Raw genomic sequence first — 15,576 nt, forward strand, 5'->3', positions numbered from 1 at the left:
AATCGACACGGAAGGAGGTGCCTACTATGAATGGTGAAGATATATTTAAGAGTATTGTAAGTGGTGAAGATCAATCTATCCTAGGTGATGTAGCACGGGCCGGGTTATCACTTCTTAGTAAGGGCTATAAAAAGGCTGTTACTATGCGCAATGCAAAGTTCGATGCTAATAAAGGCATTGTTAAAGTATCCGTACCTGTCATTAGCGTAGGCAATATAACGGCTGGTGGAACTGGTAAGACTCCTATGGTTAGACTCATCTGTGATATTTTAGGGCAAAAAGGCTTTCATCCAACTGTATTGAGTCGTGGATATAGAGCTAAAGATAATAGCCAAAATACCATAATCTCTAAGCATGGTACTATATTAGTGGAACCAGAGGAAAGCGGAGATGAAGCTTGGTTATTGGCGAAGGTATTACCTAAGTCTAGTGTGATTATTGGACGTGACCGAATAGAATCGGCACGCATCGCCGTTGATGAATTGGGGGCCGATTATCTTGTTATGGATGATGGGTTCCAACATCGGGCTTTGCATCGAGATAAGGATATCGTCTTAATTGATGCATCTAATCCATTTGGTTATGAGCATGTACTACCAAGAGGATTGTTACGGGAACCTATTGAAGGTTTAGCTAGAGCGAGTATCATCGTTCTTACAAAGGTTGATCAAGTGGATCCAGGACTAGTTTCGGCCCTTAGAAAACGGCTAACCCGGATGGTACCTCAAAAGCCTGTATTTGAAACGATTCATAAACCTCGAGCAGTATATACGCTTGAAAAATGGGCTAATGGCGATGAAGGCAGTCCTGTTGGAATAAATCGCGATATACCTGTCATGGCTGTAAGTGGTATTGGCAATCCCCGATCTTTTACAAAAACATTAGAAGGTTGTGGTTATGATGTTGTGCATACGCTGGGGTTTGGTGATCATCATGATTTCTCAGATGACGATATTATAGAAATATGGAAACAGGCATTTGCTCATCAAGCCAAGGCGATTATGATAACCGAAAAAGATGCGGTTAAACTCAGTCAATTGCATACAATCGAAGACTTGAAAATACCGATTTTAGTGCTTTCTATAGGCATTGAATTCCTTTCTGGAAAACAAGAATTCATAGAAAATTTAGAGATTTAGTGTATAATAATAAGATACGCAAATAAAAGAAATGGGGTTTTATTGTGAATATTGGATGTGTTATTCCTGCTCGATTTGGTTCTACGAGATTGCCTGGTAAACCATTGGCGGATATTGCTGGTAAGCCTATGATTCAACGCGTTTATGAACGCGTAACAAATGCAAATAAACCGAAGGTATTCATCGTGGCTACCGATGATCAACGTGTGTTTGATGCGGTTCAATCATTTGGTGGTACAGTGGTGATGACCGATGCTAATCATCCTACAGGCACCGACCGGTTGGCTGAAGTAGCACAACAATATACCGATCTCGATGTAATCATTAATGTACAGGGTGATGAACCTATGATTGATGCCCATTTAATCGATCAATTGGCAGAGCTTTTTGAAGTGGATAATCAACTTCAAATGGCTACAGTAGCAACCCCTTTACTAGAAGATGAGTATGATGAGCCTTCTGCAGTGAAGGTAATCTTGAATAAACGAAATGATGCGATGTATTTTTCACGCTCTCTAATTCCATATCCACGTCATGATTTTGTAAATAAACCATTAAAGCATATTGGTATTTATGCATATCGTCGTCAGTTTTTGTTAGACTATGCAAAAATGGAGCCAACTGCAGCGGAACAAACAGAATCACTGGAACAATTGAGAGCATTAGAAAATGGATTTTCCATTCGCGTTATTACTACAGATAAACGATTTGTTGGTGTTGATACACCAGAAGACTTAGCTCGTGTAAATGAAATATTCGAGCAAGAGGAGAAATAAATGAAAACGGTAAATGTTGGTAATATGACAATAGGTGGCGGTAAGGGTTTATTCGTATTAGCGGGCCCTTGTGTAATCGAAGATTATGACCGCACATTAGCAATCGGTAAAGAGGCTAAGGCTATATGTGAACGCCTCGGTATTCCTTATGTATTTAAGGCTTCCTTTGATAAAGCTAATCGCTCTAGCTTTAACTCATTTCGTGGTCCAGGCCTCGAAGAAGGCTTGAAGATATTAGCGTCTATCAAAAAAGAATTGAATGTACCAGTTGTTAGCGACATTCATTCCATTGAACAAATAGAACCTGCTGCGGAAGTATTGGATATTCTTCAAATTCCAGCATTCTTGTGCCGTCAAACAGATTTAGTATATGGCGCTGCTAAAACAGGAAAATGTGTAAATGTAAAAAAAGGTCAATTTATGGCGCCAAAGGATATGGAAAATGTCCTTAATAAGATGAAGGAATCAGGCAATGAAAACCTCATGCTTACAGAACGGGGCTTTAGCTTTGGCTATAACAATCTCGTTGTAGATATGAGATCATTCCCTATTATGCGTTCCTTTGATTACCCAGTGATTTTTGATGCCACTCATAGTGTGCAATTACCAGGTGGGGCTGGTACAAAATCCAGTGGTAATCGTGAATTCGTACCTAATTTGGCACGCGCTGCTGTTGCTAGTGGTGTAGATGGATTATTCTTTGAAGTACACGATAATCCTGAAGAAGCGCTTTCTGATGGTCCAAATATGGTGTATTTAAATCAATTTGAAGACTTATTAAAAGACTTAATAGCTATTGATAAAATCGTTAAACGATAAGGGGCGATAGTATTGGATATTTTAGAACAGGCAGCTCAAGTGCTCCATGAAGAAGCACAAGCGATAGAACAGTTAATAACAACATTAGATCAAAGTTTTGTAAATGCGGTTAACATGATTCTTGCATGTAAAGGTCGTGTTGTATGTACTGGTATGGGTAAATCTGGTCATATTGGACGCAAGATTGCTGCTACATTGGCCAGTACAGGTACGCCGGCATTGTTTATGCACCCTGGGGAAGGTGTTCATGGCGATCTAGGTATGATTACTGAAGACGATGTGGTACTTGCCTTTTCTAATAGTGGGGAAACAGGTGAAATCATTAGTATTTTGCCTTCATTGCGACGCATAGGTGCTAAATTGATCTGCGTTGTAGGGAAACCCGAATCTACATTGGCTAAAAATTCCGATGTAGTATTATTGGCGCAAGTTGAACGCGAAGCGTGTCCTCTTGGATTGGCGCCTACTACGAGTACAACAGTGGCATTGGCCTTGGGTGATGCCTTGGCTGTATGCCTATTAGAACGCCATCATTTTACGCCGGAAAACTTTGCCGTTTTCCATCCAGGTGGCTCTCTCGGTAGACGTCTATTGTTGACGGTTGAAAATATTATGCACGGTGGTGACGATAATCCGGTTGTGCATAAAGGAGCAACCGTACGGGATGCACTTTTTGTGATGACAGAAAAGGGGCTTGGTGCTACTAGTGTTATCGATGAAGAAGGTCATTTGATTGGTCTCGTAACAGATGGTGATGTACGCCGCGGTCTCGATTCAGGGAGCAATTTCTTGGAATGGCCTGTGGAAGATATGATGACCAACATGCCACGCACCATTACAAAAGATAAATTGGCGGCTGAAGCATTACATATAATGGAAAAAAATCAACCACGTCCTATTACGGTATTACCTGTAGTAGATGAAGAAGGTCATGCGATGGGCATCGTTCACATTACGGATTTACTTCGTCGAGGCATTGTGTAATGAATATTAAGTGGATTATTCTCGATGTAGATGGTGTATTAACCGATGGTAAACTCATCTATACATCGGATGGTCAAGAGATAAAAGAGTTCTCCGCTCGGGATGGCTTAGGCCTAACGGCTGCTCGTAAGGCCGGACTTTCTCTTGGTATTATCACAGCCCGTACGTCACCTATGGTGGAACGGCGTGCTAAAGAATTGAAATTTGATGCTCTTTTAATGGGGTATGCTAATAAGACAGCAGCTCTTCATTCTCTTTGTGAAAGTCATCATATCGAGTTGAGTCAGATAGCCTATATGGGTGATGATTTAAATGACTTAGGGGCTTTATCTCTCGTGGGGTTGCCGATGGCACCTCAAAATGCGGCGGTTGAAGTTAAAGGTATAGCTAAATTTGTGTCAGACCATAATGGTGGTTCTGGTGCCGTGAGAGATGCTGTTGAATATATTTTGAAAGCTCAAAATTTGTGGGATTCAGTTGTACAAGACTATGCTATGGAGGCTCATAGCCATGGGCAATAAAGGAGGTGAGCAGAATGAATAATGAATGGCAATACCACGTAGTAAAGGGTATTAGTTGGCTAGTATGTCGACTGCCGTATAAGCTCATTTTGCTCATTGGTGCCGGATTAGGACCGCTGTATGGCGTCATTGCAAAAAAGCAAAAGCTAAGAGGCATCAAAAATATAAAAATTGGTATGAATATGAATGATGAACAGGCTGAAGCTTTAATCGAAAAGTTATTCAAAAACCTCGGCCGTAGTGTCATGGAAATTCTATATATGCCGAACTTAACTAAGAAATTTATTGATGAGCATATTGAAATGCGCGGTGTAGAGTATTTGGATAATGCCATTAAAGAAGATAAAGGCGTTATTGTTCTTACGGGCCACGTAGGAAACTGGGAATGGATGGGGGCAGCATTAGCTGCACATGGGTATCCATCTACAACCATTGTTAAGAAACAACCTAATGCGCAATTTACGCGCTTTATGAATGAATATCGCGAAATGGTGGGCCTCGATGTGTTTGCCAGCGGTGGTAATGAAATCGTTTCTGCAGCTAAAGCGTTGAAAAAGAAGAAACTATTGGGATTTTTAGCGGATCAAGATGGATATATTCATGGCTTACCAGTTCCATTTTTAGGTCAGCCATCGTCTGCCGTTGTAGGACCGGCTACATTTGCGAAAAAATTTGATTCTCCTGTAGTTCCTATATTCGCATCTAGAAAACCTGAAGGCGGACATATTGTTCATATCTTGCCACCATTACATTACAATAATAGTGGCGATGATGATGTAGATATGTATACGTTGACAGAAGAGTGTGTACGTGTAACAGAAGACTTTATTCGTGAGCATCCAGATGAGTGGATTTGGTTCCAACATCGGTGGATGACTAAGATGAGCGAAATTGTTGATTATGATAAGAAACTAGAGATTCGGGAGAGAGCACATGAAAAACAATAAAAAATTAATCGCTATTGTCGTGGCTATCGTCATTGCTCTAGTTGGTCTAATCGCGTTTATTTTGCATGACTCTGGAGATTCTTCTTCTAAAGGGGCTAATAATGGACAACTGGTGAATTTCCAAGGGGCTGAGCTCCAAGAAGAGAAAGATGGTAAGTTGGTATGGGCCCTATCAGCAGAGAAAATTGAGTATGACCCACGTTCAAAATCGATTGTACTCACTAATTTGAAGGGCCTTTTCTATCAAGATGATGTGACAACTACGATTACGGCACCTCATGCTGTATTGTCTGGCGATCATAGTTCCCTTGATATTGATGGTGGTGTAACAGCTACCAATACGGAAGGGGCTAATTTTAAGACCGATGCATTACATTTTGATAACAAAACTAAAATGCTTACATCAAAAACGGCTTTCACTTATGATTCAAAAGATATTACCTTAACTGGTGATAAGTTAGAAGGTAATATGTCGTTGAAACAAATCAAAGCGATTGGTCATGCTAAATTGACGAAAAAGTAAAGTTGAGGAATTGCGATGAATAAGAAAAAATATATGGGATTAGCTGTAATCTCAGCAATGATGATGCTATCTGTTACCGCTTGGGCTGCCAATGAAGGCCCGTTGACCATTAGTGCGGATACATTATCCTATGATGGTAATACAGGTCGTGCAGAGGCATCTGGTAATGTAGTAATTACACAACAAGATAAAACGATGACTGGTGCGAACGGATGGTACAATACTAAAACTCGTGAAGCATCCCTAGAAGGTGGCGTTTCCATGATTGGTGATAATATGTCCATGTCCGCACAATCTGTACATAGTGTAAATGATAACCAGTTCAGTGCAGAAGGGGATGTTCATTTGCAACGGGATGATCGCCAAATCTTTGGTGACTCTGTTGAGTACAACTCTGATACTGAATATGGTAAGGTAGTGGGAAATGCTAAATTAATTGCAGAAGGCACTACATTGACAGGTAACCAAGTAGAAGGTTGGTTGAAAGAAATTCGCGCCGTTGCACAAGGTGGTGTAACATTTAATAATCCAGATAAAAATGTATCTGGTTCGGCAGATCGTGCTACCTATACGCAAACGCCAAATCAAAATGATGGGGTTGTATTGCTTACTGGCTCAGCACATGCAGTACAAAATGGCAATGTATTGAATGCGCCTGAGTTAAAATTGTACTTGAAGGATAACTCTGCGGAAACATTAGGCGGACGTAGTACATTAGTTATCACACCGAACTAGTAAGGATTAATGTATGTATATAGAAACTAAGAACCTAGTCAAAACATTTAATGGTCGTAATGTAGTAGATGGTGTAAGTCTTCACGTTGAAAAAGGGCAAGTCGTCGGCCTTTTGGGTCCTAATGGGGCGGGCAAGACTACGTCGTTCTATATGATTGTAGGCATTGAAAAACCGACGAGCGGTATTATTACAGTTGATGGTAAGGACATTACGATGTTGCCCATGTATAAAAGGGCAGCAGAAGGCATCGGTTATTTACCACAAGAAGCATCGATTTTTCGCTCTATGACTGTAGAAGAAAATATTCGTGCCATGTTGGAAACGACAAATAAAAAACGTGATGAAATAGATCAGATTGTAAACTCGCTTATAGAAGAATTTAATATTGGTCATGTTCGCGAACGTAAAGGGATGCAATTATCCGGTGGTGAACGTCGACGTGTAGAAATAGCTCGCTGCTTGGCACTAGAACCAAATTTTATTTTGCTAGATGAGCCATTTGCCGGTGTAGACCCTATTGCGGTTGCAGATATTCAACAAATCATCTTGCAGGTTAAAAATAGAGGCATTGGCATACTCATTACAGACCATAATGTTCGAGAAACATTGGGAATTGTTGATAAGGCCTATATATTGAGCACTGGTAAAATCCTCTTGGAAGGTACGCCAGATGAGATTGCTAATAATCCGATTGCTCGCGAACATTATTTGGGCAATAATTTTAAATTGTAGGAGGGACCATGCGCTTATTAGATAAATATATTTTAAAAGCCTTTGTAGGTCCATTCCTATTTGGGGTATTTGCCTTTACGAGTATTTTTGTAGGCACCGGCACACTGTTTCGCATTGCTCAGTATATAACGGAATATGGGGCCCCTTTATTGCTTGTTATGAAAGCCTTCTTTTTGGCTATGCCAAGTATCATTTTGTTGACATTTCCTATGTCTGTTTTGCTTGGCTCATTGATGGCTTTCAGTAGACTTAGTAGTACTAGTGAAATTGTAGTTATGCGAGCTGGTGGGCTTAGCTTTTTACGGTTAGCTATGCCTGTATATATTTTGGCTCTAGTTATTTCCATTGGCGCTGTTGCGTTCAATGAATTCGTAGTGCCTCGTACAAACAATATGTACCAAACTATCGTGCGCGAAGAGATTATGAAAAATGCATCACCTCAAACGCAAAACCATATCGTTTTGAAATCTATGAATGGTGATAATCTTAGTACCTTGATGTATGCAAAACACTATGATAGTGAAAGTAAAAAACTAAGCATGATTACGGTGCAACAATTCAATGATAAGGGTGAACTTCAACAGGTAGAAAATGCGGAAAATGCTGAATGGAACGGTCAAGTATGGGTCATGCATAGCGGTATAATCTATGACGTATCTGCCGGTGAAGGTGTAGAACGGACAATGAAGTTTAAAGAACAAGTATTGCCAATTAAATCTACGCCAAATGAAGTCCAACAGGACCAACGTAAACCTGAAGAATTAACAATCAAAGAATTACGTCATCAAATTAAAGCTTATAAAGCGGCTTATACGAATTCCAATAAATTAGAAATGGAAATGTATCAACGCTTTACCATTCCGTTGGCTAGTTTTGTGTTTGCTTTAGTAGGTGCACCATTGGGCTTGCAAAAGCAACGGTCCAGTTCATCTATCGGATTTGGTATTAGTATTTTAATCATCTTCATCTACTACGGTGTAATGACCTTTGCTGGTGCTCTTGGTAAGGGTGGTGCATTACCAACGTGGATGGCTGCTATGATTCCAGATACATTAGGTATCATTGCAGGGCTATATTTAAACTGGCGCGTATCGCGTTAGTATATCCATTTGTTAACATTAATTTAGTCTGAAAGGAGGGACATCATGCTCGTAGGTTTGAAAATTCTTATTATTATCGCTATTATGGGCGGGCTCATTGCCTATATGGGCGATAAATTAGGGACAAAAGTCGGTAAGCGTAGAATGTCCCTCTTCGGATTGCGTCCTAAACATACGTCGATTATCGTAACGATTGTAACAGGATTGCTCGTTGCAGCAGCCACAGTTGGGGTACTTACCATCACATCCCAAAGTGTACGAACTGCACTGTTTGGTATGGATCAATTGCGAGCTGATATGAATCAGTTAACAGCAGAGGTAACTGCTAAAAATGCTGAATTAAAACGAGGCCAAGAACTTTTGGAAGCCAATAAGAAGGAATTAGTGGATCGTATGGCTGAGATTGAAACCATTCGTAAAGAGGTTGAGCAAAGCCGTCAAGAATTAGCGGATGCAGAGGCTGCTAAGGTTGCTACCGAAGCGGAATTATCTGCATTGCAGGCATCCTATGATGAGGCTTCAAAAAAATTGGCAGCTTTGGAAGCCACTCGAGCTAGCATGGAAAAACATATTGCGGACTTACAGAAAACACAAGAAGAGTTAAAAACGGGTATCATCCATCTTCGGGAAGGTACGATTTTATTCCAAGTTGACCAACTATTAGCACAAGCGGTAGTGCGCAATGGTTTATCTCATAATGAAGCCCGTGATGCGGTTAATAGTATTGTAGAAGATACAAATAAGCTCGTACTTCGTCGGTTAGGCGTTGAAGATAATGGTGAATCCGTTGTGTATGTAGATCGTCAAAATATGGAGGTTGCTATCTCCAAGGTAGAAGAGTCTAAAACACCTATGGTTATCCAAGTGGTGGCCGCAGGTAATATCATTGCAGGTGAACCTGCAGTAGCGACGATTCAGGTATATCCACAACAATTTATCTATAAATCGGGCGATGTCATTTCTACAGCGGTTATTGATGGCGGTAGTAATGCTCAAGTTAATATGCTTCGTTTCTTAAAACAAGTAAATGAAGAGGCTAAATCTAAAGGCGTTATACCAGATTCCTTATCCGGTGATATTGGTACTATACCTGGTGATGAATTGTTTTCTGCGATTCGCCGTATTGGCATGTTACATGGTAAGGTATATGTAGAGGCCTATGCCGATGGTGATACATACTCATCTGGCCCTGTACATATAAAATTACGGATTACACAGATGACAGATACAGGTAAACTTATTAAGACAAATTAGTTTCTATATGAAGGGCCTATGTATTAAGATTTAATACATAGGTCTTTTATTTTGTGATAAAATATAACTATTGTATTGAGGAATGAGGAAAACAGTATGAACAATATATCGTATATAGCCGCTGTTGATCCAGGGAATGAAAAAACAGGCGTTGCTATACTTTCACAAGCAGGCGAGTTAATATATCGCACTATTGTAGAAACTAAAACATTTAATAGCTCTTTTGAACGTGTATTAAGTACGTATCATGGTATTGTGCATATCGTATGTGGCAATGGCACAAATCATAAGCATTTGTATCCATCTATACAACAAATTGGGCGTAATCACAAGATTACTACAAGCTTGATTGATGAATCACATAGTACAGAAGAGGCTCGAAAATTATATTGGCAATATAATCCACCTACCGGTTGGCGCAGATTCGTACCTAAAGGTATGCAATTTCCGCCTGAACCAGTAGATGATTTAACGGCCTATGTTATTGGTAAGCGATATACTAAGCAGTTGAAGGCAGAAACTACGATTGAAAATTCAAATAGTGAGGTCTCGGGAGAGGAATTAGAAGCTAGACGTTTAGCAGCAATTAAAAAATTATATAATGAAGGAGATACGCATGAGTAATGTTGTAAAAAAGATACATTGGTCTAGCATACTACTGAGATGTATTTGGATGATTATAGGTGCACTCATTTATACTGTTGGATTGGACCTATTTTTAGTACCAAATAATATTATCGATGGAGGCGTCGTTGGTATATCACTTATGGCGGCTGAACTTACAGGCATATCGTTTAGTATATTTGTGGTATTGATCAATATACCGTTTTTGTATATTGGTTACCGCATTAATGGTAAGGTATTCACCATATCTACATTGTTTTCCATCGTTTGGATGGCCATATTTTCATCCTTTGCCCATGAATTTACTCCGATTACGACAAATCCGTTTCTAGGTGCTATTTTCGGCGGTATCATACTCGGTATCGGCGTAGGCCTAATCATCCGTAATGGGGGCTGTCTAGACGGTTCTGAAATCGTCGCCATTATCTTTGATAAACGAACCACATTCTCTGTGGGTGAAATCGTAATGGCCATGAACTTAGTTATCCTAGGTGCTGCAGGATTTGTATATAGTTGGGATAGTGCCATGTATTCCTTAGTGGCCTATTTTATCGCCTATAAAATGATTGATATTACGATTACAGGCCTTGAAGAATCTAAGGGGGTTATGATTATTACGGATGCTGAAAATTCTGAGAAAATTGCAGATACATTAAATGCAAATCTTAATAGAGGCGTTACCATATTGTATGGTGAAGGTGGTTATTTAAAAACACCTAAGCATGCACTCTATTCTGTGGTAACAAGACTAGAGATTACGCGTTTAAAAGATGCGGTATATGAAGTAGATCCATCGGCGTTTATCACAATTCAAGATGTACACGATGTATTCGGTGGACGTTTTACCAAGGGTGGTCATTAAGGGGGCTCTAATGAATAATAAATTTGTAAAAGAAACATTAGATTGGATATATGCCATAGTATTAGCACTAGTTATTGCTATGGTCATTCATATTTTTATCGTACAACCAACGCGCGTATCCGGTGAATCCATGGAGGATACATTACACAACGGCCAATATTTAATCGTCACCAAGTGGCAACATATTATGCGCGATGTACCTGATTATGGTCAAATTGTTATTATTGATAGCCGTGTGAACCGTGAACGTACATGGACCGATGATGTGAAAGAACCATTGATGAACTATGTAAGCGTTATCGATAAATCGGCTCAAACAAATGATGTGTGGGTAAAACGCGTTATCGGTAGACCTGGTGACACATTAGAGTTTAAAGATGGTCACGTTTGGCGTAATGGCGAAGAGCTTCAAGAACCTTATACAAAGGATCCTACAATGAACTATAGCCGTTCTACACCTGTTGTAGTACCTGAAGGTCATGTATTTGTAATGGGGGATAATCGAAATCATTCTAGTGATAGTCGATTCATAGGACCAGTACCCGTAGATCATGTGCTAGGTTTTGTAGAATATGCTCTATAATAGATAATAGAATATATCTAAGGTCTTAAGTATTACAGCTCAATACTATAATGCTTAATATGAGAACGTATATTACCAAATTGTAATGTACGTTCTTTTTTATATGTTAGATAAAGTATTATATTGCTTGCAATCTATCCCTTTTATACATATAACAATGAATGATTTATAGAGAGGTTTAGATGATGAATAAGAAAAACTCCTGGCGTGTAGCTCTTGATTACTACAACCAAGAAAAGAATGCCCCTGTATTTAAGATACAAAAATATGAAGGTAATGACTTATATGGCAAATCTCGCCATGAAGGCTATAAAGCATGGCAGCTTAGTGCGTCTTATGCACCTGAGAAAAATGTAGGCATTACAACATTTTATGGATTCCATGCAAAAACACAAGAAGGCCATAAGGTAAATGATTACTATCGTGCAGACTTGTTATTTAAATTCTAATTAATACCTATGAAATAAGATCTATCAGAGATGATAGGTCTTATTTTTTATTTTAACTAATTAATTAAAAGTATATTTATTAGTTATATATATTAATTGGGATAGTATAATAGTTTAAAATACATTGTTTTATACGCAAATAAAATGAAATTTTACAAAATTTAATTTTGATAAATATAGATAAATACTGCTTTTATTGTGCAAAATTATTTCATGAAAGAAATTTCATCATATTTAATTGCATAAAATGCTTTACAAATTTGTTGACCGGATGTATATTGACATCACAGAAAGACAACATACCAAGTTGTGGGATATACAAGAACAGAAGAAGAGGAAACGTGGATACTCATCAGGATGTTCTTATATAGATCATAACTAGATGTACAGTCTTCTGATAATATATATTTTTTTCTAAATTTGTTAGTCAAAAAGACTATATCAGAAAGAAGGAATCTATTATGAAAAAACAATTCGCAGCAGTATTTGCAGCAACAGCTCTTTTAGGTGTAACAAGCGCATTCGCAGCTAACCCATTCTCCGATGTAACTCCTGATTCTTGGGCATACCAAGCTGTATCTCAATTAGCAGCAGCTGGCATCGTTAATGGTTACCCAGATGGTACTTTCAAAGGTCAAAACGATATCACCCGTTACGAAATGGCTCAAATGGTAGCTAAAGCAATGGCTAACCAAGATAAAGCTAATGCAGAACAACAAGCAATGATCAATCGTTTGGCTGATGAATTCTCTAACGAATTGAACAACTTGGGCGTACGCGTTTCCAAATTGGAAGACCGTGTAGGTAATGTAAAAGTTACTGGTGATGCTCGTATCCGTTATCAAGGATCTGAAGACAAAGGCGTTTACAAAACTGATAGCAAATCTTTAACTGACGGCCGTGCTCGTGTTCAATTCAATGCAAAAGTAAATGACAAAACTGATGCAGTAGTTCGTGTTAAAGGTGGCTATGAATTCGGTGATGCTTCCAATGGTACAACTGCTAAAATCGACCGTGCATATGTAGATCACAGATTTGGTCAAAACGTATCCGCTAAGGCTGGTCGTTTCAATCAAACAATTGGTGGCGGTTTAATGTACGATGATACATTCGACGGTGCTCAATTGAACGTTGGTAATGATAAAATCCAAGTACAAGGTGCTTATGGTTACATGATGGAAGGCGCTTCAGCAGGCAATGCTAAATCTGATAACCCATCTGTATCTTATGTAGGTGTTAAAGGCAAAATCGGTCAAGAATCCTCCGTTGGTGGTTTCTATTCCAGATTGTCTAGCGGTAATTTAAAACACAATGGTGTTAGCGTTGCTAATGATCACCAAAACGTATACGGCTTCAATGCGGACTTCCGCAAAGATAAAGTATGGGTTGGCGGTGAATGGTTGAAAGCTTCTGACGTAGCTAATTCTCAAGCTTGGACAGCTGGTGTAGGTTATGGTAACTACGACATCGCTAAGAAAGGTACTTGGGATGTGAAAGGTCAATACTTTAACCAAAAAGCTAATGCACCAATCGTAAGCTCCACTTGGGATCAAGCATATGATTTAACTAACACAAATAACGGTTACAAAGGTTATGTAGCGACAGTTGATTACGCTGTACAAGATAACGTAGGCTTAAGTGCTGGTTATGGTTTCAACTCTAAAGACCAAAGCGGTAAAGACTTATCCGATTTCTATCGTGCAGAACTTAACTACAAATTCTAATTGATAATCAAATAACACTATTATGAAAACCATCTCTTAATAACATATAATAGTATATATAAAGGAGTCCTCCTTGGAGGGCTCCTTTTTGTATGTGAAAATCGTAAAATGCAATATGTAGTATGAGTATAAAATGACTCAATTATGAAGGGATATTAATAAGATAAAATAATTAGTTATTGTTTTATAAGCAAAACTTTATAATGTATATGAGAATAAATATCATTATAAGAAAAAATGGATAAATTTGTATAAAATTTTAATTTTTTTGAGTCTTAAAAAATTTAGATAAAATCTAAGTTTTTCAAGATTTTGAAATTTAAAATTTTCTAAATGAGAATATAAATGAGAAAAAAGGGTTTACATCAAAATTTCTTCGTGCTAATATCATGGCAACAAGAAGCGGTAAGCAAAACATACTGAAATCTCGATGAAGAATTATGGCGAGGAAACGTGGACACTCCCAAGAGAATTCTAAATCTTGAAATTAGAATGAATTGTGAATCGCAACTTGTGAAAACAATTTTATTCTTATTTTTCAGAAAGAAGGAATTCAACTATGAAAAAACAATTCGCAGCAATCTTTGCAGCAACAGCAGTTTTGGGTGTAACTACTGCATTCGCAGCTAACCCATTCTCCGATGTAACTCCTGATTCTTGGGCATACCAAGCAGTTTCTCAATTAGCAGCTGCTGGTATCGTTAACGGTTATCCAGATGGTACTTTCAAAGGCCAAAACGATATCACTCGTTACGAAATGGCTCAAATGGTAGCTAAAGCTATGGCTAACCAAGACCGCGCTAACGCTGAACAACAAGCTATGATCAACCGTTTGGCTGATGAATTCTCCAACGAATTGAACAACTTGGGCGTTCGTGTAGCTCGTTTAGAAGACCGCGTTGGTAACGTAAAAGTAACTGGCGATATGCGTCTTCGTTACCGCGATCAAGCACATAAAGCAGGTGACACAAATAATGAAAATTCCAAATTCGATGCTCGTGCACGTATCCAATTCAATGCAAAAGTAAACGACCGCACTGATGCAGTAGTTCGTTTAGCTTCCGATAATTTTGAATTTGGTGATGCTGCCCATGGTTCTAATGTTGGCGTTTCCGTAGACCGTGCTTATGTAAATCATAAATTCGGTGAACGCGTATCTGTTAAAGCTGGTCGTTTTGGCCAAGTTGTTGGTGGCGGTTTAGCATTTGATGGTACATTTGATGGTGCTCAATTTAATGCAGGTAATGACAAAGTTAACTTCCAAGCAGCTTATGGTTATGCAGTATCTGGTGCAGCTGAAGGTACACCAAGAAAAGATAATCCAGAACTTGCTATCGTTAATTTGAACGGTAATGTTGGTAAACATGCTAATGTTGGCGGTTTCTACACTCATGTAAATGGTGAAGATCTTCAACTTGGTGGTAAAAACGTTAAAAATATTTACGGCTTCAACACAGATCTTAACTTTGATAAAGTTTGGGTTGGTGGCGAATGGTTGAAAGCTTCCAACGTAGCTAAATCTCAAGCTTGGACTGCAGGCGTTGGTTATGGCAACTACAAACAAGCTAAACAAGGTACTTGGGATGTTAAAGCTCAATACTTCAACCAAAAAGAAAATGCTCCAATCGTTGATTCTACATGGAACCAAAAATATGGTGTTGATTCCAAAGGTTGGTTAGCGACTGTTGATTATGCATTGCAAAACAACGTTGGCTTGTCCGCTTACTATGGTTTCGACTGGAAAACTCAAAACGGTACTGACAAAGGTGACTTCTACCGTGCAGACCTTAACTACAAATTCTA

The 15,576-nt window shown here is 38.8% G+C and carries 16 protein-coding genes and 1 pseudogene; all 17 read left to right on the plus strand.

The genetic code is table 11. The annotated features are described in order from the left end of the window. Positions 1-26 precede the first annotated feature (26 nt). Positions 27-1,139: a tetraacyldisaccharide 4'-kinase gene (gene lpxK / locus O3617_RS06715; protein WP_371449260.1), complete on the plus strand. Its 1,113-nt coding sequence runs from the start codon at positions 27-29 to the stop codon at positions 1,137-1,139. A 44-nt stretch (positions 1,140-1,183) separates the two neighbouring features. After that, positions 1,184-1,915 carry a 3-deoxy-manno-octulosonate cytidylyltransferase gene (gene kdsB, locus O3617_RS06720; protein WP_371449261.1) on the plus strand — a complete coding sequence of 244 codons (732 nt, stop codon included), beginning with the start codon at positions 1,184-1,186 and terminating at the stop codon, positions 1,913-1,915. Continuing rightward, positions 1,916-2,734 (plus strand): 3-deoxy-8-phosphooctulonate synthase, encoded by an 819-nt coding sequence (gene kdsA / locus O3617_RS06725; RefSeq protein ID WP_371449262.1) that lies wholly within the window; start codon positions 1,916-1,918, stop codon positions 2,732-2,734. 12 nt (positions 2,735-2,746) lie between these two features. Next, entirely contained in the window at positions 2,747-3,718 is a 972-nt protein-coding gene (locus tag O3617_RS06730) for an SIS domain-containing protein (RefSeq protein WP_371449263.1), read from the plus strand. Further along, positions 3,718-4,239 carry a KdsC family phosphatase gene (locus O3617_RS06735; RefSeq protein WP_371449264.1) on the plus strand — a complete coding sequence of 174 codons (522 nt, stop codon included), beginning with the start codon at positions 3,718-3,720 and terminating at the stop codon, positions 4,237-4,239. Before O3617_RS06730 ends, O3617_RS06735 begins: the two co-directional genes overlap by 1 nt. A 14-nt stretch (positions 4,240-4,253) precedes the next feature. After that, a complete protein-coding gene (locus O3617_RS06740; protein WP_371449265.1) occupies positions 4,254-5,186 on the plus strand; it encodes a lysophospholipid acyltransferase family protein in 933 nt (310 codons plus the stop codon). Next, positions 5,173-5,709 carry an LPS export ABC transporter periplasmic protein LptC gene (lptC, locus tag O3617_RS06745; RefSeq protein WP_005376610.1) on the plus strand — a complete coding sequence of 179 codons (537 nt, stop codon included), beginning with the start codon at positions 5,173-5,175 and terminating at the stop codon, positions 5,707-5,709. Before O3617_RS06740 ends, lptC begins: the two co-directional genes overlap by 14 nt. 15 nt (positions 5,710-5,724) lie before the next feature. Beyond that, positions 5,725-6,444, plus strand: a complete 720-nt coding sequence (locus tag O3617_RS06750; protein WP_005376608.1) for an LptA/OstA family protein — start codon at positions 5,725-5,727, stop codon at positions 6,442-6,444. 13 nt (positions 6,445-6,457) lie between these two features. Further along, complete coding sequence (gene lptB / locus O3617_RS06755) at positions 6,458-7,177, plus strand: LPS export ABC transporter ATP-binding protein (RefSeq protein WP_371449266.1); 720 nt, start codon at positions 6,458-6,460, stop codon at positions 7,175-7,177. 8 nt (positions 7,178-7,185) lie between these two features. Beyond that, complete coding sequence (locus O3617_RS06760; protein ID WP_371449267.1) at positions 7,186-8,277, plus strand: LptF/LptG family permease; 1,092 nt, start codon at positions 7,186-7,188, stop codon at positions 8,275-8,277. 45 nt (positions 8,278-8,322) lie between these two features. Next, positions 8,323-9,531, plus strand: coding sequence for a DUF3084 domain-containing protein (locus O3617_RS06765; protein WP_371449268.1), 1,209 nt, complete (start codon positions 8,323-8,325; stop codon positions 9,529-9,531). A 96-nt stretch (positions 9,532-9,627) separates the two neighbouring features. Beyond that, positions 9,628-10,155, plus strand: coding sequence for a hypothetical protein (locus O3617_RS06770; protein WP_371449269.1), 528 nt, complete (start codon positions 9,628-9,630; stop codon positions 10,153-10,155). Continuing rightward, the gene (locus O3617_RS06775; RefSeq protein WP_371449270.1) at positions 10,148-11,017 is read left to right on the plus strand and encodes a YitT family protein; all 870 of its coding nucleotides are present in this window, start codon (positions 10,148-10,150) and stop codon (positions 11,015-11,017) included. The genes O3617_RS06770 and O3617_RS06775 overlap by 8 nt, the downstream gene beginning before the upstream one ends. A gap of 10 nt (positions 11,018-11,027) precedes the next feature. Then, positions 11,028-11,600 carry a signal peptidase I gene (gene lepB, locus O3617_RS06780; RefSeq protein WP_005381809.1) on the plus strand — a complete coding sequence of 191 codons (573 nt, stop codon included), beginning with the start codon at positions 11,028-11,030 and terminating at the stop codon, positions 11,598-11,600. Positions 11,601-11,785: 185 nt separating this feature from the next. Beyond that, positions 11,786-12,049 (plus strand): annotated as a pseudogene (locus tag O3617_RS06785) (hypothetical protein); the annotation flags it as partial. A 461-nt stretch (positions 12,050-12,510) separates the two neighbouring features. After that, positions 12,511-13,773: an S-layer homology domain-containing protein gene (locus O3617_RS06790; protein WP_371449271.1), complete on the plus strand. Its 1,263-nt coding sequence runs from the start codon at positions 12,511-12,513 to the stop codon at positions 13,771-13,773. Between the two features lie 559 nt (positions 13,774-14,332). Continuing rightward, on the plus strand, positions 14,333-15,576 hold a 1,244-nt coding region (locus O3617_RS06795), incomplete at its 3' end, for an S-layer homology domain-containing protein (RefSeq protein ID WP_371449272.1).

It is taken from the genome of Veillonella sp. 27098_8_77, assembly GCF_041431535.1.
In the GTDB taxonomy this organism is placed as follows: Bacteria; Bacillota; Negativicutes; order Veillonellales; family Veillonellaceae; genus Veillonella.

Coding starts and splice junctions, on each gene's coding strand:
- lpxK (WP_371449260.1), top strand. CDS start 27: ATGAATGGTGAAGATATATTTAAGAGTATTGTAAGTGGTGAAGATCAA.
- kdsA (WP_371449262.1), top strand. CDS start 1,916: ATGAAAACGGTAAATGTTGGTAATATGACAATAGGTGGCGGTAAGGGT.
- O3617_RS06735 (WP_371449264.1), top strand. CDS start 3,718: ATGAATATTAAGTGGATTATTCTCGATGTAGATGGTGTATTAACCGAT.
- O3617_RS06740 (WP_371449265.1), top strand. CDS start 4,254: ATGAATAATGAATGGCAATACCACGTAGTAAAGGGTATTAGTTGGCTA.
- lptC (WP_005376610.1), top strand. CDS start 5,173: ATGAAAAACAATAAAAAATTAATCGCTATTGTCGTGGCTATCGTCATT.
- O3617_RS06750 (WP_005376608.1), top strand. CDS start 5,725: ATGAATAAGAAAAAATATATGGGATTAGCTGTAATCTCAGCAATGATG.
- lptB (WP_371449266.1), top strand. CDS start 6,458: ATGTATATAGAAACTAAGAACCTAGTCAAAACATTTAATGGTCGTAAT.
- O3617_RS06760 (WP_371449267.1), top strand. CDS start 7,186: ATGCGCTTATTAGATAAATATATTTTAAAAGCCTTTGTAGGTCCATTC.
- O3617_RS06765 (WP_371449268.1), top strand. CDS start 8,323: ATGCTCGTAGGTTTGAAAATTCTTATTATTATCGCTATTATGGGCGGG.
- O3617_RS06770 (WP_371449269.1), top strand. CDS start 9,628: ATGAACAATATATCGTATATAGCCGCTGTTGATCCAGGGAATGAAAAA.
- O3617_RS06775 (WP_371449270.1), top strand. CDS start 10,148: ATGAGTAATGTTGTAAAAAAGATACATTGGTCTAGCATACTACTGAGA.
- lepB (WP_005381809.1), top strand. CDS start 11,028: ATGAATAATAAATTTGTAAAAGAAACATTAGATTGGATATATGCCATA.
- O3617_RS06790 (WP_371449271.1), top strand. CDS start 12,511: ATGAAAAAACAATTCGCAGCAGTATTTGCAGCAACAGCTCTTTTAGGT.